Source organism: Rhodococcus sp. 2G, from assembly GCF_001886355.1.
Classification (GTDB): domain Bacteria; phylum Actinomycetota; class Actinomycetes; order Mycobacteriales; family Mycobacteriaceae; genus Rhodococcus; species Rhodococcus pyridinivorans.
Genome location: NZ_CP018063.1, coordinates 3,446,571 through 3,472,777, shown reverse-complemented (window position 1 = coordinate 3,472,777; position 26,207 = coordinate 3,446,571). Strand labels below are relative to the sequence as shown.

At 69.4% G+C, this 26,207-nt stretch carries 20 protein-coding genes; 10 read left to right on the top strand and 10 right to left on the bottom strand.

The annotated features are described in order from the left end of the window. Positions 1-291 precede the first annotated feature (291 nt). The 5 genes from BO226_RS16330 to BO226_RS28435 form a co-directional block, all read right to left on the bottom strand. Complete coding sequence (locus tag BO226_RS16330) at positions 292-1,599, bottom strand: S1 family peptidase (protein ID WP_071935700.1); 1,308 nt, start codon at positions 1,597-1,599, stop codon at positions 292-294. Positions 1,600-1,766: 167 nt separating this feature from the next. Then, positions 1,767-3,098: a S1 family peptidase gene (locus BO226_RS16325; RefSeq protein ID WP_071935699.1), complete on the bottom strand. Its 1,332-nt coding sequence runs from the start codon at positions 3,096-3,098 to the stop codon at positions 1,767-1,769. Between the two features lie 138 nt (positions 3,099-3,236). After that, the gene (locus BO226_RS16320) at positions 3,237-4,817 is read right to left on the bottom strand and encodes a hypothetical protein (RefSeq protein ID WP_232237975.1); all 1,581 of its coding nucleotides are present in this window, start codon (positions 4,815-4,817) and stop codon (positions 3,237-3,239) included. After that, positions 4,808-7,285, bottom strand: a complete 2,478-nt coding sequence (locus BO226_RS16315; protein ID WP_071935697.1) for a LuxR C-terminal-related transcriptional regulator — start codon at positions 7,283-7,285, stop codon at positions 4,808-4,810. The genes BO226_RS16320 and BO226_RS16315 overlap by 10 nt, the downstream gene beginning before the upstream one ends. Before the next feature lie 9 nt (positions 7,286-7,294). Further along, positions 7,295-9,091 (bottom strand): Hsp70 family protein, encoded by a 1,797-nt coding sequence (locus tag BO226_RS28435; protein ID WP_071936483.1) that lies wholly within the window; start codon positions 9,089-9,091, stop codon positions 7,295-7,297. A 266-nt stretch (positions 9,092-9,357) separates the two neighbouring features. Here BO226_RS28435 and BO226_RS16305 point away from each other — a divergent pair, with 266 nt between their 5' ends. The 4 genes from BO226_RS16305 (at position 9,358) to BO226_RS16290 (ending at position 15,573) form a co-directional block, all read left to right on the top strand. Beyond that, the gene (locus BO226_RS16305) at positions 9,358-11,352 is read left to right on the top strand and encodes an IniB N-terminal domain-containing protein (RefSeq protein WP_071935696.1); all 1,995 of its coding nucleotides are present in this window, start codon (positions 9,358-9,360) and stop codon (positions 11,350-11,352) included. Positions 11,353-11,423: 71 nt separating this feature from the next. Then, positions 11,424-13,241, top strand: coding sequence for a dynamin family protein (locus BO226_RS16300; RefSeq protein WP_024101924.1), 1,818 nt, complete (start codon positions 11,424-11,426; stop codon positions 13,239-13,241). Next, positions 13,238-14,701: a dynamin family protein gene (locus BO226_RS16295; RefSeq protein ID WP_071935695.1), complete on the top strand. Its 1,464-nt coding sequence runs from the start codon at positions 13,238-13,240 to the stop codon at positions 14,699-14,701. Before BO226_RS16300 ends, BO226_RS16295 begins: the two co-directional genes overlap by 4 nt. A 95-nt stretch (positions 14,702-14,796) precedes the next feature. Next, entirely contained in the window at positions 14,797-15,573 is a 777-nt protein-coding gene (locus BO226_RS16290) for a MerR family transcriptional regulator (protein ID WP_071935694.1), read from the top strand. A 55-nt stretch (positions 15,574-15,628) separates the two neighbouring features. Here the strand turns inward: BO226_RS16290 and BO226_RS16285 are convergent, their stop codons facing one another. After that, positions 15,629-16,537: a hypothetical protein gene (locus BO226_RS16285; protein ID WP_071935693.1), complete on the bottom strand. Its 909-nt coding sequence runs from the start codon at positions 16,535-16,537 to the stop codon at positions 15,629-15,631. A gap of 388 nt (positions 16,538-16,925) precedes the next feature. On the opposite strand from BO226_RS16285, the gene dnaK reads away from it, so the two are divergent. The 5 genes from dnaK to BO226_RS16260 all read left to right on the top strand — a co-directional run bounded on the left by dnaK (position 16,926) and on the right by BO226_RS16260 (position 22,696). Continuing rightward, the gene (dnaK, locus tag BO226_RS16280; protein ID WP_024101921.1) at positions 16,926-18,767 is read left to right on the top strand and encodes a molecular chaperone DnaK; all 1,842 of its coding nucleotides are present in this window, start codon (positions 16,926-16,928) and stop codon (positions 18,765-18,767) included. Continuing rightward, positions 18,764-19,408: a nucleotide exchange factor GrpE gene (grpE, locus tag BO226_RS16275; protein WP_024101920.1), complete on the top strand. Its 645-nt coding sequence runs from the start codon at positions 18,764-18,766 to the stop codon at positions 19,406-19,408. Before dnaK ends, grpE begins: the two co-directional genes overlap by 4 nt. A gap of 32 nt (positions 19,409-19,440) precedes the next feature. After that, positions 19,441-20,613, top strand: coding sequence for a molecular chaperone DnaJ (gene dnaJ / locus BO226_RS16270; RefSeq protein WP_064061281.1), 1,173 nt, complete (start codon positions 19,441-19,443; stop codon positions 20,611-20,613). Continuing rightward, positions 20,613-21,017 carry a heat shock protein transcriptional repressor HspR gene (locus BO226_RS16265; RefSeq protein ID WP_024101918.1) on the top strand — a complete coding sequence of 135 codons (405 nt, stop codon included), beginning with the start codon at positions 20,613-20,615 and terminating at the stop codon, positions 21,015-21,017. The genes dnaJ and BO226_RS16265 overlap by 1 nt, the downstream gene beginning before the upstream one ends. A gap of 143 nt (positions 21,018-21,160) precedes the next feature. Then, the gene (locus BO226_RS16260; protein WP_064852471.1) at positions 21,161-22,696 is read left to right on the top strand and encodes an FAD-binding protein; all 1,536 of its coding nucleotides are present in this window, start codon (positions 21,161-21,163) and stop codon (positions 22,694-22,696) included. A gap of 80 nt (positions 22,697-22,776) precedes the next feature. On the opposite strand, the gene BO226_RS16255 is transcribed toward BO226_RS16260, so the two are convergent. The 4 genes from BO226_RS16255 to BO226_RS16240 form a co-directional block, all read right to left on the bottom strand. Next, the gene (locus tag BO226_RS16255; RefSeq protein ID WP_071935692.1) at positions 22,777-23,229 is read right to left on the bottom strand and encodes a hypothetical protein; all 453 of its coding nucleotides are present in this window, start codon (positions 23,227-23,229) and stop codon (positions 22,777-22,779) included. 96 nt (positions 23,230-23,325) lie between these two features. Then, positions 23,326-24,315: an LLM class flavin-dependent oxidoreductase gene (locus tag BO226_RS16250; RefSeq protein ID WP_019291024.1), complete on the bottom strand. Its 990-nt coding sequence runs from the start codon at positions 24,313-24,315 to the stop codon at positions 23,326-23,328. Between the two features lie 98 nt (positions 24,316-24,413). Then, on the bottom strand, positions 24,414-24,908 hold the full coding sequence (locus BO226_RS16245) for a flavin reductase family protein (RefSeq protein WP_024101914.1): 495 nt from the start codon (positions 24,906-24,908) through the stop codon (positions 24,414-24,416). Positions 24,909-24,986: 78 nt separating this feature from the next. Then, positions 24,987-25,376: a nuclear transport factor 2 family protein gene (locus BO226_RS16240; protein ID WP_024101913.1), complete on the bottom strand. Its 390-nt coding sequence runs from the start codon at positions 25,374-25,376 to the stop codon at positions 24,987-24,989. A gap of 196 nt (positions 25,377-25,572) precedes the next feature. Between BO226_RS16240 and BO226_RS16235 the strand changes: the two genes are divergently transcribed. After that, the gene (locus tag BO226_RS16235; RefSeq protein WP_071935691.1) at positions 25,573-26,196 is read left to right on the top strand and encodes a PadR family transcriptional regulator; all 624 of its coding nucleotides are present in this window, start codon (positions 25,573-25,575) and stop codon (positions 26,194-26,196) included. Positions 26,197-26,207: the final 11 nt, after the last annotated feature.

Genomic DNA, 26,207 nt, shown 5'->3' with positions numbered 1-26,207 from the left:
GGCTGGTCATCAAGATCTCGCTGCTCAAGTGAAGTCCTTTCGAGGGATGGCGCTATCGGCCGGGGTGCGAGGATCGTAACCCACGCTAAACAGACATTCGGCGCAACATCCCGGACGTGGTCGGCTTCCTGGGAATCGCAGCTCGGAGACGTTTCACCATCAGGACTCAGGGCCATTCCAGGGCTTCCGCAAGCAGCCCCCGAGCCCGCGTCGACCGGCACGGCCGTACGCCCCGACGAACGACGAAGGTCCGCTCCCCGTGGGAAGCGGACCTTCGTGATGTTCTGGGGATTACCAGGTGCGGACCTTCAGGCCCGGGTTCTCGGCCAGGACCGTCTTGATCGGCGTGGCGAACAGTTCAGGGCTCTCACCGAGCAGGCCGCTGACGAACCCGGCGATCTCGCACATGCCGTACTGGCCGACGTTCGAGGCGCTGGAGATGCCGAGGGCGAGAGTGCCGGTGACGAGGGTGCCACCGCTGTCGCCCTGCAGGGCGCACAGGTTGGTAGAGAAGCCGTTCTCGAGCACGCGGTGGCCGATCTCGACGTTCTGATTGGCGGCCGTCACGACGCCGCAGCTGTAGCCGGTGCGCAGGCCCGACTTGCAGACCGGAGCGCCGACGACGGGATCCGCGACGCCCGTGATGGTCAGCGGAGCGGCGAACGGAACGCGCACGCCGTTGTTCTCGAAGCGGGCTGCGGCCTCGGCGGAGGGACGGATCAGCGCGTAGTCGCTGCGGTCGAGCACCGTCTTCTCGAACGAGCCGAGGTGCTGACCCAGGTTCTCGCCGACGAGCTGGTGGACCTGGGACGCCCATCGCGTACCGGCCTGGGCGCGGTTGGGGTCGCAGTGACCGGCGGTGATGTTCACAGGACGTCCGCTGCCGTCCTCGGCGTTGAAGCCGAGCGAGCAACGGAGCCCTTCGCCGGCACCGAGCGCGGCATAGGCGTCGCCGCCGAAGAGCGCGTCGGGCGCGCCGAGACCACCGGCGATGGGCTGCAGGTCGGTTGCGCCCTCCGGGGTCAGTTCGGCGGGAGCGAACAGCACGCGCACGCCGTCGAGGAAGTCGGGGAGCTCGACGCCGGACACATTGTCGGTGCGCACGACGACGTCGTTGTTGACCACGTCGATGGCGATGCCGCGGATGACGTCGGCGACGGCGGGCGGCTGGGTCTCGAGCCAGTCGCCCAGCGCGCCGAGCTGATCTTCGAGGGCGTCCTCGCTGCGCTCGGTCTCGGCGACGGCGAATCCGGCATCCTCGGCGGCCTTGCGGGCCTCCTCGAAGCCGTCACCCTCGGTGAGGCCGACGGTGGCGGTGCCCTGGTCGTCCAGCCACACACCGGCGAAGACGGCTTCGAACTGCTCCCGTGCCTTCTCGGCGAACGCGGCGAGATCCTGGCTGCGCTGCGCATCGGCGAGGAAGCGCTCGGCATCGATGTTCAGGTCGCGCTGCAACGCCTCGACGAGCTCGGCCGGCAGAGACGATGTCTGCGTGGGTTCGGTCTCGGGTTCGGCCTGCGCGATGGCAACGGCAGGGCCGAGGAGCAGCAGTGCGGTCGAACCGATGACGGCCGTCCGACGTGCGAAGGTGCGTCGCATGGATACCTTTCTCGTTCCTTCGCGCATGCACGCGCGAAGGCGCCGTTCCCCCGCGGATCGGCGTCCGTCCGATCCTAAGGGGTGATCGAGGAAGTACATAGCTACTTCTCGGTTACGGATGAGACTCGTGTGACTGTTGTGACGAACGGACCGGACGGTTCCAGACGTTATGCCGGGTTCGCCGCAGTACGGACTCGGGTGCCGGTGGCGTTCTCGATCTCTTGGATCGGGATGCCGAGGCTGGAGGTGCCGCCGTTGGGCGCGAGCACCAGATTCGCCTCGACGCAGTTCGGGGCGCCCGCACTGTTCGATCCACTGATCACACCGAGTGCGAGGGTGCCGGTGACGATCGCGCCGCCGCTGTCACCCGCGAGGGTGCAGGCCGAGGTCGCGAAGCCGCGGATGGTGCTCGAGAAGCCCGAGTCGTAGGTCAGCTGGGTTTCGATGCGATCGGCGACGACGAGCCCGCACGTGAACGACGAGGACTGGCCCGACTTGCAGACGGGCGCGCCGACGACCGGAACGGCCGTGCCGGTGACCGTGAGGGTCGAGCCGTTTCCGCCGCGGACCGCCGGGCGGTCCAGGCCCGCCTCGACGCCTGCCTTGTCGAGCGAGACGATGCCGTAGTCGAGGGTGCTGTCGGTACCGACCGTGGACTCGGTGAACTTGCCGATCCGGACGCTCTCGTCGATGTTCGCGCGATTGGGCAGGTAGACCGTCGAACCGCCGTCGGCGCGAGCCACCGCGTCGCAGTGACCGGCGGTGAGGTTGACGGCGTCGCCGTCGGCGTCGACACCGTTGAAGCCGAACGAGCAGATGCCGATGCGCTCGATGGGCGTGGCACGGACGTCGCCGTCGGCGGTGATGTAGGTGTCGCCACCCATCGGGGCCGGATCGTTCGGCGGCATGCCCGGCGACAACTGGACCTGCACGTTCGCCACCAGCGACGGCAGGTTCAGCGCGCGCCCGATCGGCGAGTTCACGATGTCGAGGACGATCTGGTTGTTGAGCACATCGATCGACGCGGAGTTGATCTGCGACGACACCTCGCGCGGGAGCCCCGCCACCCAGCGGTTCAGTTCGGCGAGGGCCTGCTCGAGTCCGTCGGCCGAGACCGGCGCGACCGTCGCCCGGTAGCCGTCCTGGGCCGCCTTCTCTGCGGCCTCGGGGTTCGTGACGGCGATGACGGGCTTGCCGTCCTCGCCGAGCCAGGCGCCTGCGAACTCGGAGGGACGCTCGGAGCGGAAGTCGCGGGCGTAGTCACCGAGTTCCTGCGCCCGCGCGGCGCGATCGAGGTATTCCTCGGGCGTCAGACCCAGGTCGCGCTGGATCGCTTCGACGAGCTCGGCGGGAAGTTCAGCGGAAGGCAACTGTTCGGCGGGCGCGGCGTTCGCTGTGGCGCTCAGAGGCACGGCCAGCAGAACCGCGGAGGCCGCTGCGACTGCGACGCGGCGGGTGGTGGAACGGACTGCGGCGCGCGACGCCGACGAGAGACGCATGGAGGCCTTTCACGTGTGCTCGATGTGCTCTTGAACAGGTGCTTCGTGGAATCGGCGAGCCGACCCGCGGGACAGCCTACGGGACGGCCCGGCGACCGCCGATAGTGCCGTAGGTCACCACTCGGATACCCGCGCTGTCTAGCTGCCGGTCTCAGACTCTGTCGTTTCCGGAATGTCCTCCGTCGAGGGCGGTTCCTCAGAAGGGTCGGGATCGGTCGGGGCGGTCGTCGGCTGGGTCGTCGTGGTGGTCGTACTGCCACCGCTCCCGCCACTGCCACCACTGCCGCGTCCGCCACCCGAGGAATCATCGGGCTGGTTCCGCCGCGACCAGCCGGTGCTCGAGGTGGTTGAGGACGTGCTCGAGGTGGTCGAGCCGGGCGACGACGACGAAGAGGACTGTTCGCTCGTGCCGGTGGTGGGATCGACCCAGGTCTGCTGCACGACCGGCGGGGCCACCGGGACCGTCTGCTCGGCGGTGGCCGGCTCGGTCGACTCCTCGGTGGTGGTCTCCTCGGTGCTGCGGGGAGCCGGCGGCTTGCTCGACTTCGAGGTCGTCGTGGTTGCGGGAGCGGTCGGGGTGTCGGCGACCTGCGTGCCCGCGGTGGCTGTCGGGGAGTCCCGCAGCCCGAACACCAACGCGCCGACGCCTACCAGCAACGCGATCGCCGCAGCCGCCGCGATGGCCGTGACCTTCGACGAGCGACCCGAGGGCTTCTCGTCGGCGGCATCTCCGGCTGCGACGGCGGCGACCGTCGCCTTCGGCGTGTTCGCCGCGGCGGCAGCGGGCGTGGCGCCCGGAGGGGGAGTCGCGGTGATCTTCGAGATCACCGCGGTGATCTCGGGGTCGAGTTCGCTGCGTCGCGGTTCGGTGAGCTTGGCGGTGGGCAGGATCTGCGTCGAACCGAGGAGGTCGACCGAGCCGGCGGCCGCGGCGAGAGCGGCGCCGCGCACCATCGTCTGGTGCGGCTCGGGCGCCAGGGCGCACCGCACGCCGAGTCCGGTCTTCACCGACTGTGCGACGAGCTGCGCGGCGCTCGGATCGACTGCTTCGTCGATCGTGACGACGATGGCGTCGAGGTTGCTCACGAGCCAGCCGAACGCGCCGAGCGCCGACGAGAGCTGCGCGGCGACCGACGGGGCGTCGTCCTCGGGGAATCGGAAGGCCTTACCCGCCGCGACTCCCGAGCGCACGAGCGTGACGGTCGAGCCCTGCGGGTCGATGTGATAGACCGCGAGGAGCCGTCCGGTCTGGTGCGCGACCTGCGATTCGAACCATGCCGCGGCGGCCTCGGCGTCGGAGACGAGCGAGACGTGACGCAACCCGACGTAGTCGAGCGCGTTGCGCAGTACCGCGACCGTCGAGCTCGGCCAGTCGGTGGGATGCGTCGCCACTGCCGTGTACGGGGTGTCGCCGATGAGGGAGGCAGCGTCGGCGAGGAGGCATTCCATGGCCGTGGCGACGAGGTCTTCGGCGCGGGAGAGCGAACCGTCGTTGGCGCGGACACCTCCGGAGTGGCCGAGGCGGTCGACGAAGCCGGTGAAGGAACTGGTGTGCCCGTCGACGACGTCGTGGTCGCCCAGCGTCGCGGTGCCGTCGGAGTGCAGGTGGACGGCGGTGAACCGCTCGATCGGTGCGGGGTCCGGCCGTCCCGGCGTCGGTGAGGTGACCGCAACCGACGACACGGTGGTCCCCACCCTCAGGCCTACGCCTACGGACATGCCGGCTTGCCTCCATTCCGGTCGGAGTGTGTATGACGGGGTACATCTGCGCCGTGCCCCATGGCCCGAAGCAGTGACAGGAGCTCCGAGCGGGAACCGGCACCGAGTCGGCGCCGGATACGGGCGACATGATGTTCCACGGTCTTCGCGGAAATGTACAGGTGGTTCCCGACTTCTCGGTAGGTGAGGCCCGAAACCACCAGGTCGGCCACCTGCGCCTCGCGCTCGGACAGTGCACCCGGCTTCTCCCGTGCACCGAGGGGTGATTCGTCCGGATCGCCCGAGGGAGTGTCAGGGGCGATGTCGACCGGTGCGCGACCGGCCGGGCCATCCTGCCGGATCGTCCGCGCGACCTGCAGTAATCCGGTGGCGACGGTGGTGTCGTCCGTCCGCAGCGCCGCTTCTCCCGCAAGCTTCGCGCCGTCCCACGGAAGACCCACGGACGCGAGGGACTCGGCCGCCTCGCGGATACGCGTCGCGTCGACCTCACCGCGCAGCACCGAGAGCCATGCGTGCCCGGCCCGCGCGAGCACCGCGGCGTAGGCGGTGGTCTCCGCAGCCAGGGCCAGCGCGCGGGCGTGCGGGACGAGGTCGGCCGGACGGTCCGCGGCGATCGCGGCCTGCACCCCGTACCAGTGCAGCGCCGCACCCCACAGCGGTGGCTCACCGAGGGTGGTGAGCAGTACGCGGGCAGCGGCGACGAGATGCGCGACCCGCGCGGACTCCCCGAGGCGGACGGCGGCCAGCCACAGTTCGCCCAGGGGCAGCAGCCCGAACAGGTCGACGGAGTACTCCGCCACCACCGACTGCGCGGCCTGCCACCGCACCGTCAACGCTCCGAGGTCGGCATTGCGTCGCGCCAACCCGACCTGCAAGGCGTGGAAGAAGAGGAGGTCACGCTGCCCGGTCACCTCGGGAGCGACGGCTTCGGCGGTCGCCGCCGCCGCTGCGAGATCACCGCCGAGCATCTCGGTCCACGCCACCAGGATGCGATTGCGCACGGTGGGAGTCTCCGGACGGTCGAGGATCGCGCGTGCGTGCCCGAGTTCGCCCGAGTGCAGGCACAGCAGTGCGGCGACGGAGTCGACCGTGTCGGGCCAGGCGCGCAGTGGCCCGTCGGAGCCGAGGCTCGTCAATGCGCGGGCGAGGCGGTTCATCGCGATCCGGCCGTCGCCGCCAACGGATTCGCGCAGGCCCTCCTCGAGCAGTCGTGCGGCGGAGGCCGCAGAGGTCGGCGCACCCGAGACGGCGGCACCGCGGAGATGTTCTGCGGCCGAGGGTCGTCCGGCGGCGAGCAGCACGGTGGCGGCGAGGGGAGCGTCCGTACCGACCCGTTCGGGACCGAGCCATTCGAACAGGTCGGCACTGCGGTCGAGCATGCCGCGATGCGCGGCGATGCTCGCGGAGATCCGGGTGGCGGCGCGCAGGTCGTCGACGTCCGCCGTGTCGGCGCGGTCGAGCAGCCGGTCGGTGATCTGTTCGGCTCGCTCGAGATCCCCTGCTGCGAAGGCGACTTCGGCTCGTCGCACCGCTAGGGCCGCGGGATCGGCTCCCGCGGGCACGGCGGCGTCGAGGAGCTCGGCGGCTTCACGAGGTGGCGCGTCGGCTGCGAAGGCGACGAGCCGATCGGCGAGGTGCGGGTCGGTGAGACCGATCGTCGCGAGACCGCGGGCGAGCTGCGGCGTCAGCGTTCCGGCATCGATACGGGTCGCGAGAAGCCGGCGCGCGACGGCGAACAGGTTGTGTCTTCCCAGGACCGCAGCAGGCACACCGTTCGCCCCGGTGGTGAGGCTCGCGGCATCCTGGCCGAGAAGGCCGCTCGCACGAGCGGCATCGACGAGGTCGAGGGCACGCTCGACGGGGATGTCGAGTACGGCGGCGAGTTCGCCGGGATCGAGCGCGGCACCGAGATCGACGAGCGCTAGGACTGCGGTGAGCTCGAGATCCGCGAGGAGCTGCCGGCGGATCGCCTCCTCGACGGCCCGCTGGACATCGCTCTCCGTCCGCACGGCCTCGAGGGCGGTGTCGACGAGATGCGGTACGCCGCCCGTGAGGCGGTGTAGAGCTCGCACCTGGGGCGGTGCGAGCCGGAGCTCGAACGACGCCGCGCGACCGGCGATTTCACGAGGCGTCCACGAACCCAGTTCCACCACCGTCCCACTTCCCGCGAACGCTGCGGTCAGCGAACGCATCTCGGGACGGTGTGGTCGGGCTTCGGTGGCCACGGCGATCCCCGTCGGCGCGTCCCGGATGTGGTCGACGAGCTCCTGCAGTTCCGCGGCGGTCATGCGGTGTGCGTCGTCGACGATACGGGCGTCGGCGAGATCGGTTCGGAGCGAAGCGAGCACGACGGACTTCCCGGTTCCGGTGCCGCCGACGAGCAGCAGTCGCGGGGGAGCGGCCGCGGTCAGGGCACGCGTGACCTCCCGGGGGACCGGGCGTCGCGGAGGAGCGGGAGCGGACGTCATCGGGATCGGTCAGCGTCCGGTTCCGAGCAGTCCGCCCACAGCCTGCCCGGTGCCTCCGAGCAGGCCGCCGACGCCGTTGCCCAGACCTTCGACGACCGCACCCGCACCCTGGCCGGCGCCCGAGAGGGCTTCGCCGACACGGCTTCCGCCTGTGCTCGGCGCGGTGGGTGCGGTGGGTTGCGGCGCAGGCTGAGGGGCGGGTGCCGGTGCCGGAGCGGGGGCGGGTGCTGGGGCAGGTTGCGGTGCCGGCTGGGGTGCCTGCGTGGTCTCCCCGGCTGTCACCGGTGCGGGAGCGGTCGGGTCCGGTGCAGGTACAGCGCCGGTGGGTGCGGCACCGGAAGCGGGCGTCGCGGCGACCGGAACAGCGGTCACGGTGCCGTCCGGTCCCTGCACCCGGACCGGGACGACGGTTCCCGCCTCGGACGGCTGCGCGCCGGTCGTGCCGGGGACGGTCGTCCCGGGCGCGATCTCGGTGGACGTCGGGTTCCCGGCCACGACCTCGCTCGACGGACGTACCTCCGAACCGGGCGTCTCGGCCTCCGACGACAGGGTGCCGATCGCTAGTCCGCCCCCGGCGAGGACGACGACGGCGGCGACAGCGGCACCCACCAGCGCGAACGAGCGGCCGCGTGCGGGTGTGCCGGTCGCGGTGTCGACGACCGCCGGCCGATGCGCTGCAGCGACAGGCTGCGCCTCCGCGGCGGGCACCACCGGCAGTGCGACGGTCTCGGGTTCGTCGTCGACGACAGGTGCAGGAGGCGTCACCGGAACCGCGGCAGTCGGGGCACCGACCGCGGCCGCTGCGAGCGCGGCTCCGTGCGCTGCGGTGAAGGCCGGTCGCGCCGACGAGACGATAGGCAGACCCAGCTCCGACGAGATCAGTTCGGCGACGAGCGGGGTGGACGAGCCACCACCGATCAACAGCACGCGTCCGATGTCCGAACGATCGAGCCCGGCCCCGCGGATCGCGTCCTGCACCACGGCGAGCGACGCCTCGAGCGGTTCCCGGGCGAGTTCCTCGAACTCGCTGCGCACCAGACGCAGGTCGCGGTGCAGGCCGGGCAGCGCGACCGGCACCACCGTCTCGGTGTCGCTGGACAGTGCCTCCTTCGCCGCGCGGCACCGGCCGCGGAAGTCGGCGAGTGCCGCGACGGTCGCGGAATCGAACGGATCGAGGCCGGTCGAGTCCCCGCCGAGCGTTTCCAGCAGATAGGTCGTGACGAGATGGTCGAAATGGTCGCCGGAGACGTCGTCGCTGCTCAACGGGCGGCCCAGCAGCATGGGATGGGCGCCGCCCTGCACGACGGTGACGTCGAGGCTGCGCGCACCGAGGTCGTAGACCACCGTCACGTCGTCTCCCAGCGGCCCGTGTGTGGCGTCGAGCCAGCGCGCCGCCGCGATCGGTTCGGGGATCGTCCGTGCGGTCACGCCGGCGCGGACGAGTGCCGCCTGTAAGGTCTCGACGGTGTGAGCCGACCACGCGGCGGGATGCGCCAGCATCGTCGGCACCTCGGAGGTGCCGGTGCGGTACTGCAGGCAGGCCACGGTCGACGCGACGAGATCCTCACCGAGGTAGGTGGAGCCGTCGTCGGCGAGGATGCCGACCGGATCGCCGACCCGGGCCGCATAACCGGAGAACACCTGCGCACCGGGGGTCGGGGCGCCGACGACGGGGGCCCCGCCCTCGGGGAGGTGGAGTTCGGTGGGGACCGACAGAACGCTGGGATCGCCGGCTCGGGGCTGGTCGAGCACGGTGAGGGCCACCGAGTTGGCCGCCCCGATCGTGACGCCGAGTCCTGAATACATGCACGCTCCCGTGTTCTGGGCGGACATCGGTCCGCGATCTCGTTCCACCGTTCGGTCTCGATGAGCCTGTCGTTCCCGGGCCGGGAGCCGTTAGCTCCCACACCGCCCACCGGCCCATTCGTAGGGACGATCCCCTAACGACCCCGATGCCCCCGCACCCCGATCCCCTAAAGGTCGACGGCAGAAAGGGGGGCCGCACCCCCTGTGCCCGTGACTGGCACGTTCGTAGCTTCGTATGTAGATCCCGACGACTCAGGAGACACGCGATGGCCACCAACGCCGTACTCGACTTCATCCTCAGCCTGTTCCGTGACGAGAAGGAACTCGCCCGGTACTGCAGCAACCCCGAGGCCGTCCTCGCCGAAGCCGGATTGGGCAGCGTGTGCCACGCCGACATCGTCGCCGTCGCCCCGCTCGTTGCGGACAGTGGTCTGTTCGCCGGAACCGCCGCCGAACTGACCGCAGCGCTGAACGGTGCGGCGAACGTCGGGGCGTCGATCGCAGGCACCGCCGCAGCCGGTCTGGGCGGAGCAGCGGGCCTCGGTGGCGCCGCCGGCCTGGGCCTCGGTGTCGGAGCAGGCCTCGGTGGGGGCCTGGGTCTCGGTGGTGGACTCAACCTCGGCGGCGGACTGGACCTCGGCGGGACCGTCGGCGCGCAGACCGGGATCGTCGTCGACCTCGGTGCGCAGCTCGGAGCGGCGCTCGAAGCCGGTGGCGAACTCGGCGCTTCCCTGGGTGCAGCGCTCGGTGGTGCTCTCGACGCAGGCCTCGAACTCGGCGGATCCTTCGACGTCGGAGGTGCCGTGGCCGGAGCGCTCGAAGGTGGGCTCGGCCTGGGCGTCGGTGCCGCTGCAGACCTGGCCGCGGCGATCGACGCGGCCGTCGAGGCCTCGGGCGGCCTCGGCGCAGATCTCGCCACGACCCTCGAAGGAGCCTTGGGCATCGGCGGCACCCTCGGCGCCGACATCGGGCTTGCCCTCGGGGGCCTGCTGGAATCGGCCGTCGACGTCGGCGGCACCTTCTCGACCGAACTCACCGCGGCCCTCGAGGGCGGCGCCGAACTCGGTGCCGCACTCGGCACGACCCTCGGTGGCGTTCTCGGCGTGGGCACGGAACTGACCGGCGCGCTCGGCACGAGCCTGGGCGGCGTCCTCGGTGGTGTGGCCGATCTCGGCGCCGGACTGGGAACCGACCTTTCCGCCGGTCTCGACGCCGGTGTGGGCGCGACGCTCGGCCTCGGTGCGTCCCTCTCGGCCCTGCTCGGAGCGGGCGGTGGAGCTGCGGCCGATCTCGGCGCCGCGCTGGGGACCGTCATCGAGAACAGCGCGCAGGGCGGTCTGCTCGGCGGTGTCGACCTCGACGCGGTCCTCTCGGGTGGCGGTGAGATCGACGCTGAGGCCGGGGCGGGCGTCGAACTCGGCACGCTGGTCGGCGGGGTGCTCGGAGGTGCGCTCGGCCTCGAGACCACCGAGGCCACCGAACTGTCGTCGGCGCTGAACGTCGCCATCGGCTCGACCACCGGTATCGGCGCGACCGTCGATTCGACCGTGCAGGCGGGGACGAACCTCGGATCGGATCTGTCGTCAGTCCTCGGCTCGACCTTCGCGACCGGCGGCTCGGCCGGCGCCGAGCTCGGCCTGCAACTCGGCAGTGCACTCGAGACGGCCGCAGGGTCGGCGTCCCTCGATGCGGGGGCCGATCTCGGCACGCAGCTCGCGTCGACGATCGGCGGCAGCCTCGATGCCGGTGCCGAAGCCACCGGTCAGCTCGGCTACGCCCTCGACGGCGCACTGGACGCGGCGGCGGAACTCGGGGCCGGAGTGAACGTGGGAGCGGACCTCGGCGCGGCGATCGGCTCGGGGATCGGCGCGGCCGGTGGACTGGGAACGTCCGTCGATCTGGGTGCAGCCACCGATGTCGAGAACGGGTTGGATCTCGGTGGTGCAGCAGACCTGGGCGCGGCTGCCGACCTCGGTGTCTCCGGCGGTCTGGAGAGCGCAGCCGACCTCGGTGCCGAGCTGTCCACGCAGGTGGGGACGGCCCTGTCGGGCGGGGTCGATACGGCCCTGTCGGGCGGGGTCGATACGGCCCTGTCGGGCGGTGCGGACAGCTGGGCATCGGTCGGCGAGGACGTCTTCGGCTCTGCCTCGGGAGCTGCGGGCTTGTTCGGCGAGGGTGGTCTCACCGCGACCTCCGGTCTCGGCGGCGACTCCTCTCTCGGCGCCACCGACTCCACCGAGCTCGACGAACTGCTGCCCTGACCCGCAGCGGTGCGGGCTCCGGGACATAATGTCCGGAGCCCGCACCGACGGAAGGCGAGTCGACGCAGCCCATGCAGCATTCACCGGATACGCAGCATCCATCCGATCCTTCGAGACGCCGAGCGCTCCTCGACCTGATCGACTCCGCGATCGCGCGATCTCGCAGCGCCGGGCGCAACGATCTCACCGACCGGTTGACGGCCGCCCGCACGAAGGTCTCCGACCCGCGACTGCGGGTGGTCGTCGTCGGGGGTCTGAACCAGGGCAAGAGCCGGTTCGTGAACGCTCTGCTCGGCCTCGAGGTGTGTTCCGTCGGCGACGACGAGACCACCGCGGTCCCCACGCTCGTGCAACACGGGCAGGAGCCGTCCGCCGAACTCGTCCCGACCGGTTCGGCGCCGCGCATCGCCGTGCCCTTCGACGACCTGCAGCAGGTCGCGCCGCGCAGCGCCGGCCGGGACGTCGACCGGCTCGAGGTGAGTGTGCCGAGTCCGCTGCTCGCCGACGGACTCGTGTTCGTCGACACCCCGGGTGTGGGAGGCCACGGAAATCCGCACACAGCAGCCACCTTGACGCTCCTGGCCACCGCGGATGCGGTCTTCGTCGTCTCGGATGCGAGTCAGGAGTTCACCGCACCGGAGATGTCGTTCCTGCGACAGGTACAGACGTTGTGCCCGGCGTCGGCGGTGCTCGTCACCAAGACGGACGTGTATCCGCACTGGCGCGCGATCGTCGACGCCGACCGCGAACACCTGCAGCGAGCGGGGATCGACCTGCCGCTGCTGCCCGTCTCGTCCCTGCTGCGCGAGTACGCCCTGCGCACCGAAGACGCCTCGCTGCAGCAGGAATCCGGCTTCGACGCGATCTACGACTTCCTGCGCGAACAGGTGGTCGCGCGCAACGCCGACTCGGCGCGACTGTCGGTGGCGCACGACGTGAAGACCGTCGTCGACCATCTCGCGCTCGGATGCGAGAGCGAACTCGCCGCCCTGCGCGACCCCGACTCCGGGAACGCCGCGATCGAGGACCTGCACCGGGCACGCGCCGCGACCGAGGCATTGCGGACGCGGGCGGCGCGGTGGCAGATCACGTTGTCGGACGGCATCGCCGATCTCGCGGCCGACATCGACCACGACCTGCGCGACCGGCTGCGCACGGTGACCCGCGACGCCGAAGCGTCCGTGGACGACTGTGATCCGGGCAAGGAATGGCCGCGGCTGGGGCAGTGGCTCGCCGAACAGGTCGCCGAATCCGTCGGTGACAACTTCGTGTGGGCGCACGAACGCGCCGAGGCGCTCGCAGGCAAGGTCGCCGAGCACTTCGCACTCGACGACGACTCCTTGCCGTCGTTGCATCTCGGCGACCTGTCGAGACTGCTCGAGCCCGTCGAGAACCTGTCCGATCTCGAATCGGGCCGGATCGGTATCGGTCAGAAGGTACTCGTCGGCATGAAGGGTTCTTACGGTGGCGTGCTGATGTTCGGTCTCGTCACCACCCTGATGGGGATGGCGCTCGTGAACCCGATCTCGGTGGGAGCCGGCGTCGTCCTGGGTACCAAGGCGTATCGCGACGACAAGCAGGTGCGGCTCGCCAAGCGCCGCGTCGACGCGAAGAGCGCGATCCGCGCCTTCACCGACGACGTGAGCTTCCAGGTCGGCAAGGAATCGAAGGACCGGCTCCGGCTCATCCAGCGTCAGTTGCGCGATCACTTCACCGAGATCGCAGAGCAGACACTACGTTCGCTCGACGAGTCGCTCGAAGCGGCCCGCCAGGCCGCGACCGTGCAGGAACAGGAACGCCGCCGTCGGATCGGTGAACTCGACACGCAGGTCGCGGAACTGGGCCGATTGCGCGAGCGCGCCGCGGAACTCGCGGGAGTGTCGGCGTGACCCCGACTCTCTCGCGCGCCCGCGACCTGCTCGACCGGGCACGCGCGTCGTACGGCGAGAACCCGGCCGTCGCGGACCGGCTCGACCACTGCGCCGCGCGACTCGATCAGCCGTTGCGGATCGCGCTCGCCGGATCGCTCAAGGCCGGCAAGTCGACCCTACTCAATGCGCTTGTAGGACAGGACATCGCGCCCACCGACGCGACGGAGTGCACGCGCGTCGTCACCTGGTACCGCAACGGACCCGTGCCGACGGTGAACGCCTGGTACGACGGGAACCGCCGCATGCCGGTGCCCGTGCAGCGTCCCGACGGCCGTTTGACCTTCGACCTCGGCGAACTCACCGCCGACCGCGTCGACTTCATCGACGTCGAATGGCCGGCCAGCGCGCTGGCGCAGACCACCATCATCGACACCCCGGGCACGTCGTCGTTGTCGCAGGACGTGTCGGCGCGGACCCTGGCGCTGCTCACCCCGGAGGAATCGGCCTCCGGTGCCGACGCCGTCGTCTACCTGATGCGTTCGCTCGGAGCCGCCGACGTCGAGTTCCTCGAACGGATCGGCCGGCACGTCGGCGGGGGATCGGGACCGCTCGGCATCGTCGGGGTGGTATCGCGCGCCGACGAGGTCGGTGCGGGTCGTGCCGACGCGATGATGTCGGCGAAGCAGGTCGCGGCGAGGTTCACCGACGAACTCGAACGCACCGGACTGTGCCAGGCGGTCGTGCCGGTCGCCGGGTTGCTCGCCCTCGCCGCACGGACCCTGCGGCAGAACGAGTTCGCGGCCTTCGAGGCGCTCGCACAGGTGCCGGTGGAACAACTGCAGGTCGCGATGCTGTCGGCCGACCGTTTCGCGCGGCCCGACGTCGACCTGCCCGTCGACCCCGGGATGCGGGCACGTCTCGTCGACCGGTTCGGTCTGTTCGGCATCCGCACCGCAGTGCTGCTCGTGCAGCTCGGCGCGCGCGATTCACCGTCCCTCGCCGCCGAACTCGTCGCGCGCAGCGGGCTCGACGAGCTGCGTCAGGTCATCGACGTGCAGTTCGGTCAGCGTGCCGATCAGCTCAAGACCCATTCGGCGCTGCTGGCGCTCGAGCGGGTGTTGCACGCGTGCGGCGACCACGAGCTGCTGGGAGCCGTGCGACGCGAACTGGCCGACGACCACGGCTTCGCCGAACTCCGCCTGCTGGGCAGACTGCGGTCGTCGTCGGTGTCACTGCCCGACGAGGAGGTCCAGGCTCTGCAGCGTGTGGTCGGTGGATCCGGGATCGGCGCCACCCGGCGCCTCGGTCTCGCCGACGACGCGTCACCTGCCGAGATCCGCGCTGCGGCCGTCGATGCGGTGCGGCACTGGCGATCCCGCGCCGAACATCCGCTGCTCGATCCGTTCACTGCGAAAGCCGCAGCGGTGGCAGCGCGCAGTGCGGAAGGGCTGGTCGCGGGAGCCGGCCGACAGATGTGAGCTGTAGCCGAACGATTCGGCTTGCACCTCACGTAACGTGAGGTCATAGCGTCGATCGTGCCGGCGCACGGAGTGCCGGTGGAAGTGGGTGGACGATGCCGACGACTGGTTCCGGGCAGCAGACACGTTCCGGACAGCACTGGAAGGTGGGGCGTCTCGCAGCGGAGACAGGCCTGACCGTGCGGACCCTGCATCACTACGACGACATAGGCCTCGTGCGGCCGTCGGGTCGGACGGCGTCGGGCCATCGGCTGTACGAGGAGTCGGACGTCGAGAGGCTGTACCAGGTGCTGGCGCTGCGTCAGCTCGGGCTGTCACTGGACGCGATCGCCACGGTCACCGACGGCGACACCTCGCTGTCGGAGATCCTCGACGCGCACCGTGCCTACCTGGACGATCAGCTCGCGGCGACCCGCACGCTGCGTGCGCAGGTCGAGATGCTCTCCCGCACGGTCCGAACGTCGCCGGATGCATCGGTCGCCGACTTCCTTCAGGTGATCCGAGGAGTGATCGAAGTGGACGACATGTTCGAAAGGTATTTCGACAAGGGACAGATCGCAGACCTCGCGGAACGACGCGCGATGCTGGGCGACGACGTCATCACGGCGGCAGAGACGTCGTGGCAGGAACTCATCCCGCGTGTCGACGCTGCGCTGAGTTCGGGGATGGATCCGGCCTGTTCGGAGGCCCAGGAGATGGCACGGCAATGGATGGATCTGCTCGAGCAGTTCCACGGCGGCGACGAGGGCCTACGCGACAGCCTCTACCGCATGCACGAGGACAACGCGCAGCAGATCGAGCAGGAGTTCTGCGGGCCGAGTCGCGAACACATCGAGTTCATCACGAAGGCGAACGAGGCGCGATCTACGTAAGCACAGGGACGGATGCTCGGTGTCGTCATCGAGCATCCGTCCCCGTGTGGTGCACCTACCGTCGGCGGGCTCTGCCGGCGGCGCGAACCAGGCGGGCGTGGACGGCCTCGAAGCGGAACAGATCCGCCCACGTCCATCGCACGACCTCGAAGCCCAGTGCCCGGATCGCATCCTCCCGCAGCTTCTCGCGATGGACGGTCTCGGCCGTCGCGCCGGGCTCGTCCGAACCGTACTTGCTCCTTCCGTCGAATTCCCCGACCACGCCTTCGTCCTCCCAGAGGAAGTCGGGACGAGCGACGAATGCTCCGGAAGGGGTCCGCAGCTCGTGCTGCAGCTTCGGCGCCGGTAGCCCCGCCGACCGGATCCGTAGTCGGCTGAGCGACTCGCCGGGACTTTCGCTGCGACCGTCGAGGAAGGCAACGGTCCGCCGGGCAGCGGCGATCCCGTGCCGCATGCCGGACGATGCCAGCGCATCGAGGAGCAGGGGCGCGATATGGGGACGCGCCCGCAGCGCCGCGTCGCCGGCGATGACTGCCGAGTCCACCGACAGTGTTCGTGCCAGGTCGACAACCGTCCGCGCGACGGTCGTGGTGCGCAGACCCGCGACGACGCAGACCTCGTCGGGTTGATAGGTGCACCTGTGTACATGGAGGGTCGGGGTGCTGCGTCCACTCGACCGGTCGCGGCTGATGTGGACGGGGGAGAGGTCGACGTCCCAGAGAGGAAGGCCGTGCAGCACCGCAGCGGAGACATGGCTGACGACGGCGTCCGGGGTGATCCGTCCCCGTCGTGCCAGTACGCGCGCATGGTGCAGGGTGAGCGGGTCGAGGTCCGCGCCACCGTCGACGTACACACCGCGCGTGACGTTCCGCAGTCGTCCCACACGGACAGCCTGTCGGATCTCGTCCGAGGTCGTCCCGCCGGCCAGCAGGTCGGAGCGCAGAAGGAAGTTCGGTTCGTCCATGCAGTGAGGGTCGTGTACGGCGACGACGGACCCGGAGCATCGAAGCCCTCGACCCGACCACCTGTGGATCGACGGGGTCCCTGTGGACAACCCGTCCTTGCGCACCGGTGCGGACAGTGGCGCCTTGTCGACATCGGGTATCCGTCCCCGAACCGAGCGGATGCAACCGATCGAAGTGATCTGCGCCACCCTCGGAACAAAAGTCCACGACCTGCCGTTGGACGAGTCAGACAACTTGAGCGCATAAGACTCAACTTCACTTGACGGCGTGGACCGCTCGGGTGCAGGCTTGAGTCGACCGCGCTCACCTGAGCCGAACGGGCTCAGGTCGGGCATGGAACGTTTTCGCGGCGCGCACGCGTCGCGGCAGGAACATTGGAGGAAAATTATGGCTCGTGCGGTCGGCATCGACCTCGGAACCACCAACTCGGTCGTTTCCGTTCTGGAAGGCGGCGAGCCCGTTGTGGTCGCCAACGCCGAGGGGTCCCGCACCACCCCGTCCGTCGTCGCATTCGCGAAGAACGGTGAGGTTCTGGTGGGCCAGCCCGCCAAGAACCAGGCGGTCACCAACGTCGACCGCACCATCCGTTCGGTCAAGCGCCACATCGGCACGGACTGGACCGTGGCCATCGACGACAAGAAGTACACGCCGCAGGAGATCAGCGCCCGCACGCTGATGAAGCTCAAGCGCGACGCGGAGGCCTACCTCGGTGAGGACATCACCGACGCGGTCATCACCGTCCCGGCGTACTTCAACGACGCCCAGCGTCAGGCCACGAAGGAAGCCGGCACCATCGCCGGCCTCAACGTCCTGCGCATCGTCAACGAGCCCACCGCGGCTGCCCTCGCCTACGGTCTCGACAAGGGCGAGAAGGAGCAGACCATCCTGGTCTTCGACCTCGGTGGCGGCACCTTCGACGTCTCCCTCCTCGAGATCGGCGACGGCGTCGTCGAGGTCCGCGCGACCTCCGGCGACAACCACCTCGGTGGCGACGACTGGGACGAGCGCATCGTCAACTGGCTCGTCGACAAGTTCAAGGCACAGCACGGCGTCGACCTGACCAAGGACAAGATGGCCATGCAGCGTCTGCGTGAGGCTGCCGAGAAGGCCAAGATCGAGCTGTCGTCCTCGCAGTCGACCTCGATCAACCTGCCGTACATCACCGTCGACGCGGACAAGAACCCGCTGTTCCTCGACGAGCAGCTCACCCGCTCGGAGTTCCAGAAGATCACCGGCGACCTCCTCGAGCGCACCCGCGCTCCCTTCCAGCAGGTCGTCAAGGACGCCGGCATCTCCGTCGGCGACATCGACCACGTCGTGCTGGTCGGCGGCTCGACCCGTATGCCCGCCGTCACCGACCTCGTGCGCGAGCTCACCGGTGGCCGCGAGCCCAACAAGGGAGTGAACCCCGACGAGGTCGTCGCCGTGGGTGCAGCCCTGCAGGCCGGCGTCCTCAAGGGCGAGGTCAAGGACGTGCTGCTGCTCGACGTCACCCCGCTGTCGCTGGGTATCGAGACCAAGGGCGGCGTGATGACCAAGCTCATCGAGCGCAACACCACGATCCCCACCAAGCGGTCGGAGACCTTCACCACCGCCGACGACAACCAGCCGTCGGTGCAGATCCAGGTCTTCCAGGGCGAGCGTGAGATCGCGGCGCACAACAAGCTGCTCGGCTCGTTCGAGCTCGGCGGCATCGCGCCGGCTCCGCGTGGCGTCCCGCAGATCGAGGTGACCTTCGACATCGACGCCAACGGCATCGTCCACGTCACCGCCCGCGACAAGGGCACCGGCAAGGAGAACACGATCAAGATCCAGGAAGGCTCCGGCCTGTCCCAGGAGGAGATCGACCGGATGGTCAAGGACGCCGAGGCGCACGCCGAGGAGGACCGCAAGCGTCGCGAGGAGGCCGAGGTCCGCAACCAGGCCGAGTCGCTCGTGCACCAGACCGAGAAGTTCATCAAGGAGAACGAGGACAAGGTCCCGGCCGACGTCAAGGAGAAGGTCGAGGCTGCGATCAAGGAAGCCAACGACGCCCTCGCCGGCTCCGACATCAACGCGGTCAAGGCCGCCGTCGAGAAGCTCGCGACCGAGTCGCAGGCCCTCGGCCAGGCCATCTACGAGGCGCAGGGCGCCGAGGGTGCCGCTGCCGGTGACGGCGCGGCCGCAGGTGCCGACGACGTCGTCGACGCCGAGGTCGTCGACGAGCCGAACGATTCGGAGAAGAAGTGAGTGCCGACAAGCCCGAGCAGGAACCGGTGACCGTCACCGACAAGCGACGGATCGACCCTGAGACCTTCGAGGTGCGCGACCCCGCCGAGGAGCCGCGCGCCGAGGAGGGCGAGGTGATCGAGTCGGTTCCTGCGGAGGGCGACGCCGAGAAGGCCGAGCGGACCGAAGGACAGTCGCAGGAGGCGAAGGAACTCGCCGAGCGCACCGCCGACCTGCAGCGCGTGAGCGCGGAGTACGCGAACTACCGTCGCCGCGCCGAGGCGCAGCGCACGGCGATCGCGGAGGAGGCCAAGGCCTCCGTCGCGGCGAAGTTCCTCGACGTCCTCGACGACCTCGACCGGGCACGCGCCCACGGCGACCTGGAGACGGGTCCGCTGAAGGCACTGTCCGGCAAGCTGACCGGTGTGTTCGACAGTGTCGGACTCGTCGCATTCGGTGAGGAAGGCGACGCCTTCGATCCCGAGTTGCACGAGGCCGTCCAGATGGAAGGCGACGGTCACCACCCAGTGCTCGGGACGGTGCTCCGCAAGGGTTACCGCTTCGGCGACCGCATCCTGCGGCACGCGATGGTGACGGTCACCGACGGCGATCCGGCGGACACGCCGGGTGACGCGCGGTCGGCGGAGCCCGGAACAGAGTAAGAACAAGAAAACGCGAGAGGAGGAGACGCCCGGTGAGCCAGCGGGAGTGGATCGAGAAGGATTTCTACAAGGACCTGGGCGTCTCCCCCGACGCAACGCAGGACGAGATCAAGAAGGCCTACCGGAAACTGGCGCGGGACCTGCATCCCGACGCCAACCCCGGTGACGCCAAGGCCGAGGAACGCTTCAAGGCCGTCAGCGAGGCCAACGCCGTCCTGTCGGATCCCGCCAAGCGCAAGGAATACGACGAGACCCGGCGCCTGTTCGCCTCCGGCGGCATGCCGGGTGGCTTCCGTCCCGGCGCCGGCGGATTCTCAGGTGGTACCGGAGCGACCTTCGACATCGGCGACCTGTTCGGCGGTGGCGGCGACGGTGGGCTCGGCGACCTCTTCGGTGGCCTGTTCAACCGCGCCGGTGGCGGCACTGCTTCCACCGCCGGCCGGTCGCGTCCGCGCCGCGGATCCGATGTCGAGACCGAGACGACGCTCGACTTCCGCGATGCCGTCCAGGGCGTCACGGTTCCCCTGCGGATGACCAGCCCGGCGCCGTGCACCACCTGCCACGGCAGCGGTGCCCAGCCGGGAACGAGCCCGCGGGTCTGTCCGAACTGCAACGGAAGCGGTGTGGTCTCCCGCAATCAGGGCGCGTTCGGATTCTCCGAACCGTGCGACGACTGCCGGGGCAGCGGATCGATCATCGACAACCCCTGCAGCGACTGCCGCGGTACCGGCGTGCAGAACCGCACCCGCACCATCACCGTGCGGGTCCCCGCAGGCATCAAGGACGGTTCGCGCATCCGCCTCGCCGGTCAGGGCGAGGCCGGTCTGCGCGGCGCCCCGTCCGGCGACCTGTTCGTGACGGTGCACGTCCGTCCCGACCGCGTGTTCGGGCGTGAGGGCGACGATCTGACCCTCGTGCTGCCCGTCAGCTACGGCGAACTCGTCCTCGGCGGCACCGTCTCGGTGCCGACCCTCGACGGCCGCGTCGGGCTGAAGATCCCGCCGGGAACGGCCGACGGCCGGGTCCTGCGGGTCCGCGGACGCGGCGTCCCCAAGCGCGGGGGCGGCGCCGGTGACCTTCTCGTCACGGTGAAGGTCGCGATCCCGCAGAATCTCGACGAGAAGGCGACGGAAGCGCTGCACAACTATCTTCGTGCAGAAGAGGCAAGCGGTTTCGATCCTCGAGAGGGATGGGCAGGTGCGTGATGAGCGAGACGAGAATGCCACGGAATCTGTCACCGGATCCCGATGCGCGCGTCTACGTCATCTCGGTGGCAGCAGAACTCGCCGGGATGCATGCGCAGACGCTGCGTAACTACGACCGGCTCGGACTCGTCACCCCGCACCGCACCAGCGGCGGCGGCCGCCGGTACTCGCCGCGCGACGTCGAACTGCTGCGCGAAGTGCAGCGCCTCTCCCAGGACGAAGGTGTCAACCTCGCCGGGATCAAACGGATCATAGAGCTGACCAACCAGGTCGAGGCACTGCAGCAGCGCGTCGCCGAACTCAACGCCGAGGTCGCCCAGTTGCGTTCGACACGTGGCGATCTGGTGCCCATTCCGCGCAGCAACGCCCTCGTCGTGTGGAAGCCGCGCAACAGGCGCGATTGACCGCACCGCGGTCGAGCGCGACTGATCCGCCGGATCGGTCGAGAACGAAAATCTCCCGCCCAGCGAGACGATCGCCCTGTGGAGCCTCGACGTCTGCCTAGTGTGGCGTGTTCCACACGAACGGTCGACGGAAGGCAACAGTCATGGCGGAGTGGGCGGAAGAATGCGACGTCCTCGTGGTGGGGTCGGGAGCCGGAGGGTGCTGCGGTGCGTACACCGCTGCGCGCGAAGGACTGTCGGTAATCCTCGTCGAGGCATCCGAGTACTTCGGCGGCACCACGGCGTACTCCGGGGGCGGCGGCGTCTGGTTCCCCACCAACGCGGTCCTGCAGCGTGCCGGTGACGACGACACCCTCGAGGACGCACTGACCTACTACCACGCGGTCGTCGGCGACCGCACCCCGCGCGAACTGCAGGAGGCCTACGTCCGCGGCGGCGCCCCGCTGATCGACTACCTCGAGTCCGACGACGACCTCGAATTCATGGTCTACCCGTGGCCCGACTACTTCGGCAAGGCGCCCAAGGCCCGTGCCCAGGGACGTCACATCGTCCCGTCGCCGCTGCCCATCGCCGCCGATCCCGAGCTCAACGAGTCGATCCGCGGCCCGCTCGGCCGCGAACGCAACGGCGAACCCCTGCCCGACATGCTCATCGGAGGTCGCGCGCTCGTCGGACGATTCCTCATCGCCCTGCGCAAGTACCCGAACGTGGAGCTGTACCGGAACACCCCGCTCGAAGAACTGATCGTCGAGGACGGTGTGGTCGTGGGCGCGGTCGTCGGGAACGACGGCGAGCGACGGGCGATCCGCGCGCGCAAGGGTGTCGTCCTCGCCGCCGGTGGCTTCGATCGGAACGACGAGATGCGCAGCAAGTACGGGGTGCCCGGCGCCGCGCGGGACTCGATGGGCCCGTGGTCGAATCTCGGCAAAGCCCACGAGGCGGGCATCGCCGTCGGCGCCGACGTTGACCTGATGGATCAGGCCTGGTGGTCGCCGGGACTGACCCACCCGGACGGACGTTCGGCGTTCGCGCTGTGCTTCACGGGCGGCATCTTCGTCGACCAGGACGGTGCGCGGTTCACCAACGAGTACGCACCCTACGACCGTCTGGGCCGCGACGTCATCGCCCGCATGGAGCGCGGCGAGATGACGTTGCCGTTCTGGATGATCTACGACGACCGGAACGGTGAGGTCCCACCGGTCGGGGCGACGAATGTGCCGCTCGTCGAAACCGAGAAGTACGTCGACGCGGGACTGTGGAAGACCGCCGACACCCTCGAGGAACTCGCCGAGCAGATCGGTGTGCCAGCCGAATCCCTGAAGGCGACCGTCGCGCGGTGGAACGACCTGGCCGCGAAGGGAGTCGACGAGGACTTCGGCCGCGGGGACGAGCCCTACGATCTCGCCTTCACCGGCGGTGGGTCCGCGCTGGTCCCGATCGAACAGGGCCCCTTCCACGCGGCGCAGTTCGGCGTCTCCGACCTCGGCACCAAGGGCGGTCTGCGGACCGACACCGTCGGGCGGGTGCTCGACAGCGAGGGTGCTCCGATCCCCGGCCTGTACGCGGCGGGCAACACGATGGCCGCACCGAGCGGCACCGTCTACCCTGGCGGCGGCAATCCGATCGGCGCGAGCGCACTGTTCGCGCACCTGTCCGTGATGGACGCGGCGGGACGCTGACACACAGAGGCGGGACGCCGACGCACATACGAACCGGGCCCGGAGGATACGCAGGTATCCTCCGGGCCCGGTCCGTCGTCTCAGGGTCGGGTGACGGCGAAGTCCGCTGTCATGAACGGATATCCGTCCTCCACAGTGGTCGCGACCTCGAAGCCGTGCCGGTTGGCACCGCCGATGTGGGTGCCGTCGCCGTTCGCGGCGCCCGTGCCGTAGTTGTTGGCCATGAGCGCCACGGTCGCGTCGCCGGGCATCGTGTAGTCGATCTGGATGCCGAACCCGCGCCGGTCGGCGATGCTCGCCGAGACCGTCTCGGTGGAGCGGGCCGGCACCACGGTGGCCGGCTCGTCCACCCATGTTCCGTAAGGGTTCTCGGTCGACGCGAGCACCATCGGCGCATCGGTGTCGTTGCGGATCGTCAGCGTGATGGTGGGCCCGTCGGTGGGCAGGGAATCGGCGGCCGCAGTGGCGGGTGCGGTGATCGCCGCTGCAGCGGTCAGAACTGCCGCTGCGACAGCGCGGGTGCGGTACTTCATCGTGCTCCTGGCGGTTGACGACTCGTGGTTCTCAGCCGTGCCTGGCCGGCCGCTGAAGTGTACCCGCCGGTAGCCTGACGCGTAAGCCCTCGTCGATCAGGCCGGGACCAGGTCGCTGACCTGCGCAACAAGCTCCAGCGAACGCAACCACGCGTCGCGTCCGGGAGCCGACGACACGACGATCAACTCGTCGGCCTGCGCGCGCTCGGTGAACCGGTCGAGGTAGTCGCGCACCTCCTGCGGCGTACCCACGGCGGTGTACCGAAGCATCTCGAGCACCTGCATGCCGGCGGGGGAGTCGAGCAGCATGTCGATCTCCTCCTCGCTGAACGTGCGCCCTCGTCCGACCATCTGGACGACCCGCGCCCGCTTGGTCGCCTCGAACAGCGACTGCGCCTCCTCGGCGGTATCGGCGGCGATCACACCGACACCCGCGATGACGTACGGCTCCGAGTGGTCGGGGGAGGGCTGGAACTCGCGGCGGTACAGCCGCACCGCGTCCTCGAGGGCCTGCGGCGCGAAGTGCGACGCGAAGGCGTACGGAAGACCGAGCAGAGCAGCGAGTTTCGCGCCGAACAGCGACGAGCCCAGGATGTACAGCGGCACATCGGTGCCCTTACCGGGGATCGCGTCGACTCCAGGGATCCGCGACTCACCCTTCAGGTAGGCCTGCAGTTCGAGGACGTCCTGCGGAAAACTGTCGGCCGACGTCGGGTCGCGGCGCAGCGCCCGCATGGTCTTCTGGTCGCTGCCGGGGGCGCGGCCGAGACCGAGGTCGATGCGGCCGGGATGCAGCGTGGCGAGAGTTCCGAACTGTTCGGCGATGGTCAGCGGCGAGTGGTTCGGCAGCATGATGCCGCCGGCGCCGAGACGGATCGACGAGGTGTGCGCAGCGACGTGCGCGATGAGCACGCTCGTCGCCGACGAGGCGATCGTCGGCATGTTGTGGTGTTCGGCGTACCAGATGCGCCGGTAACCCCACTGCTCGGCGAGCTGGGCCATCTTCACGCTGGCGTCGAAGCTCTCACGGGCGGTCTCGCCCTTGCCGATGTGTGCGAGGTCGAGGATGGAGAGGGGAACGGTCACCGGTAATCCTTCGCGTCGGGGCCCGGTATCGGCCGCCGGGCACACTTTCGGAGCAACCTCGACCGGTGACCGTCTATTCCCTCACCTGTCGTTCGGCGTCACCGCCGTTCGAAACCGCCGTAGGTGCCCTGGAAGAACAGGAGCGGACCGCGGGAGTGCAGCGACGTCAGCCCCGTGACCCGTGCCAGCACGATCGTGTGGTCGCCGGCCTCGTACTCGGTCTCCACGGTTGCCTCGACCCGCGCCAGGGCTCCCTCGATCGCCGGAGCGCCGTTGTCGCCCGGCTCCCAGCGCACCCCGCGGAACTTGTTTCCGCCGCTCACCGCGAACGCACCGCACAGGGTGCGCTGGCTCTCGGCCAGGACGTTGACGGCCAGGGTGCCGACCTCCCGGATCTTCGGCCAGGTCGTCGACGTGCGGGCGGGACAGAACGAGATGAGCGGCGGGTCCAGCGAGACCGACACGAACGACTGACAGGCGAATCCCAGCGGTTCGTCGCCGTCGAGCGCGGTGATCACCGTGACACCCGTGCAGAAGTTGCCCATCACGTCGCGGATCCGTCGGGGATCCAGTACCGCGTGTTCCGCTGTCATCGAAACTCCAATCGATCGGCGTTCGTTCCAGTGTCCGTCACCGACGACACAGTGTGCGAACCCTGTCCCGCCGACCGGTCAGCGAACACGCATGTCGCTGGGAGCCCAGACCGCCCGCATGCTGGTGATGCGTCCCTCGTCGTCGAACGTCATGACGTCGATGGGCTCGATCTCGTAGGTCTGCTCGCCCGCCTTCGTGACCACACGGAAGTGGAAGGCCGCGGTCGACCCGGCGATCCGGAGCGTGAGCAACTCGGTGGTGTTCTCGGTGGCCTCGACACCCTTGTAGAACTCGGCGATCGCTGCCCGGCCCACGCGAGGCTCGCTTCCGGCAGGATCCTCGAGGGTGGCGTCGTCGGCGTAGAGGGCGGCGATGTCGGCGGCCACGCCTGCGGCCACTGCATCGAGATAGGCGTGCACGGTGGTGCGGATGCGCTGAGTGCGGGCGTCGGTGTCGGAAACGGTCATGTCAGCTCCTCTGACGGCATGGCAAGGGTGGTTCGGCCGACGTTATTCGTGCCGTAGTCGATATGGGGTCCTGCTCCCGCGCAGTGGGAGATTCGAGCCGCACGTCGTTCACCGGTATTGTTACGCTTTCGCAGTGTCAGAACACGGTGCCGATTCGTACCCCGCTCTTCCTGCCACGAGTTGGGCCGTCCTCGGCATGTTGTCGTTCGGCGAGGAACTCACCGGCAACGATCTGAAGAAGTGGGCCGACTGGAGTATCGGCTTCTTCTACTGGAGTCCGTCCGTCAGTCAGGTCTATGCGGAACTGAAGAAGCTCGAGAAGCTCGGCTTCGTGCGTTCCCGCGCCGTGAGCGAGCCGGGGGCGCGAGGTCGCCGGGTCTACGCGATCACCGAGTCCGGTATCGAGGCTGTGCGGACGTGGTCGCGTGAGGCACCGGTGGAAATCCCGGTGCTCAAACACGGTGTCATGCTTCGGATGTACATGGGGCATCTCAACGATCCGGAGCAGTTGAAGGCGATCGTGCGGGATCACATCTGCAACCTCGAAGACAAGTTGCGTCGTGCCGGTGAGCATGCCGAGCATTCAGACCGGGAGCCGGGCTGGGGGTTTTCGCAGATGAGCCTGCGATGGGCCGAGAGGTACTTCAAAGCCGAGATCGAGTTGTCGAATCTACTGCTCGACGATATCGACCGAGCTGCAGAACGATTCGCGCGAAGTGAGATCGACGAGTTCGGCATGCCCCGTCCCCGGAACCCGGGCAGCTGGAGAGGTCTCTCGAACGGAGATCCGTCCGACGAAGCCGGTTCTGAACGACAGTAATCGCGGTTCCG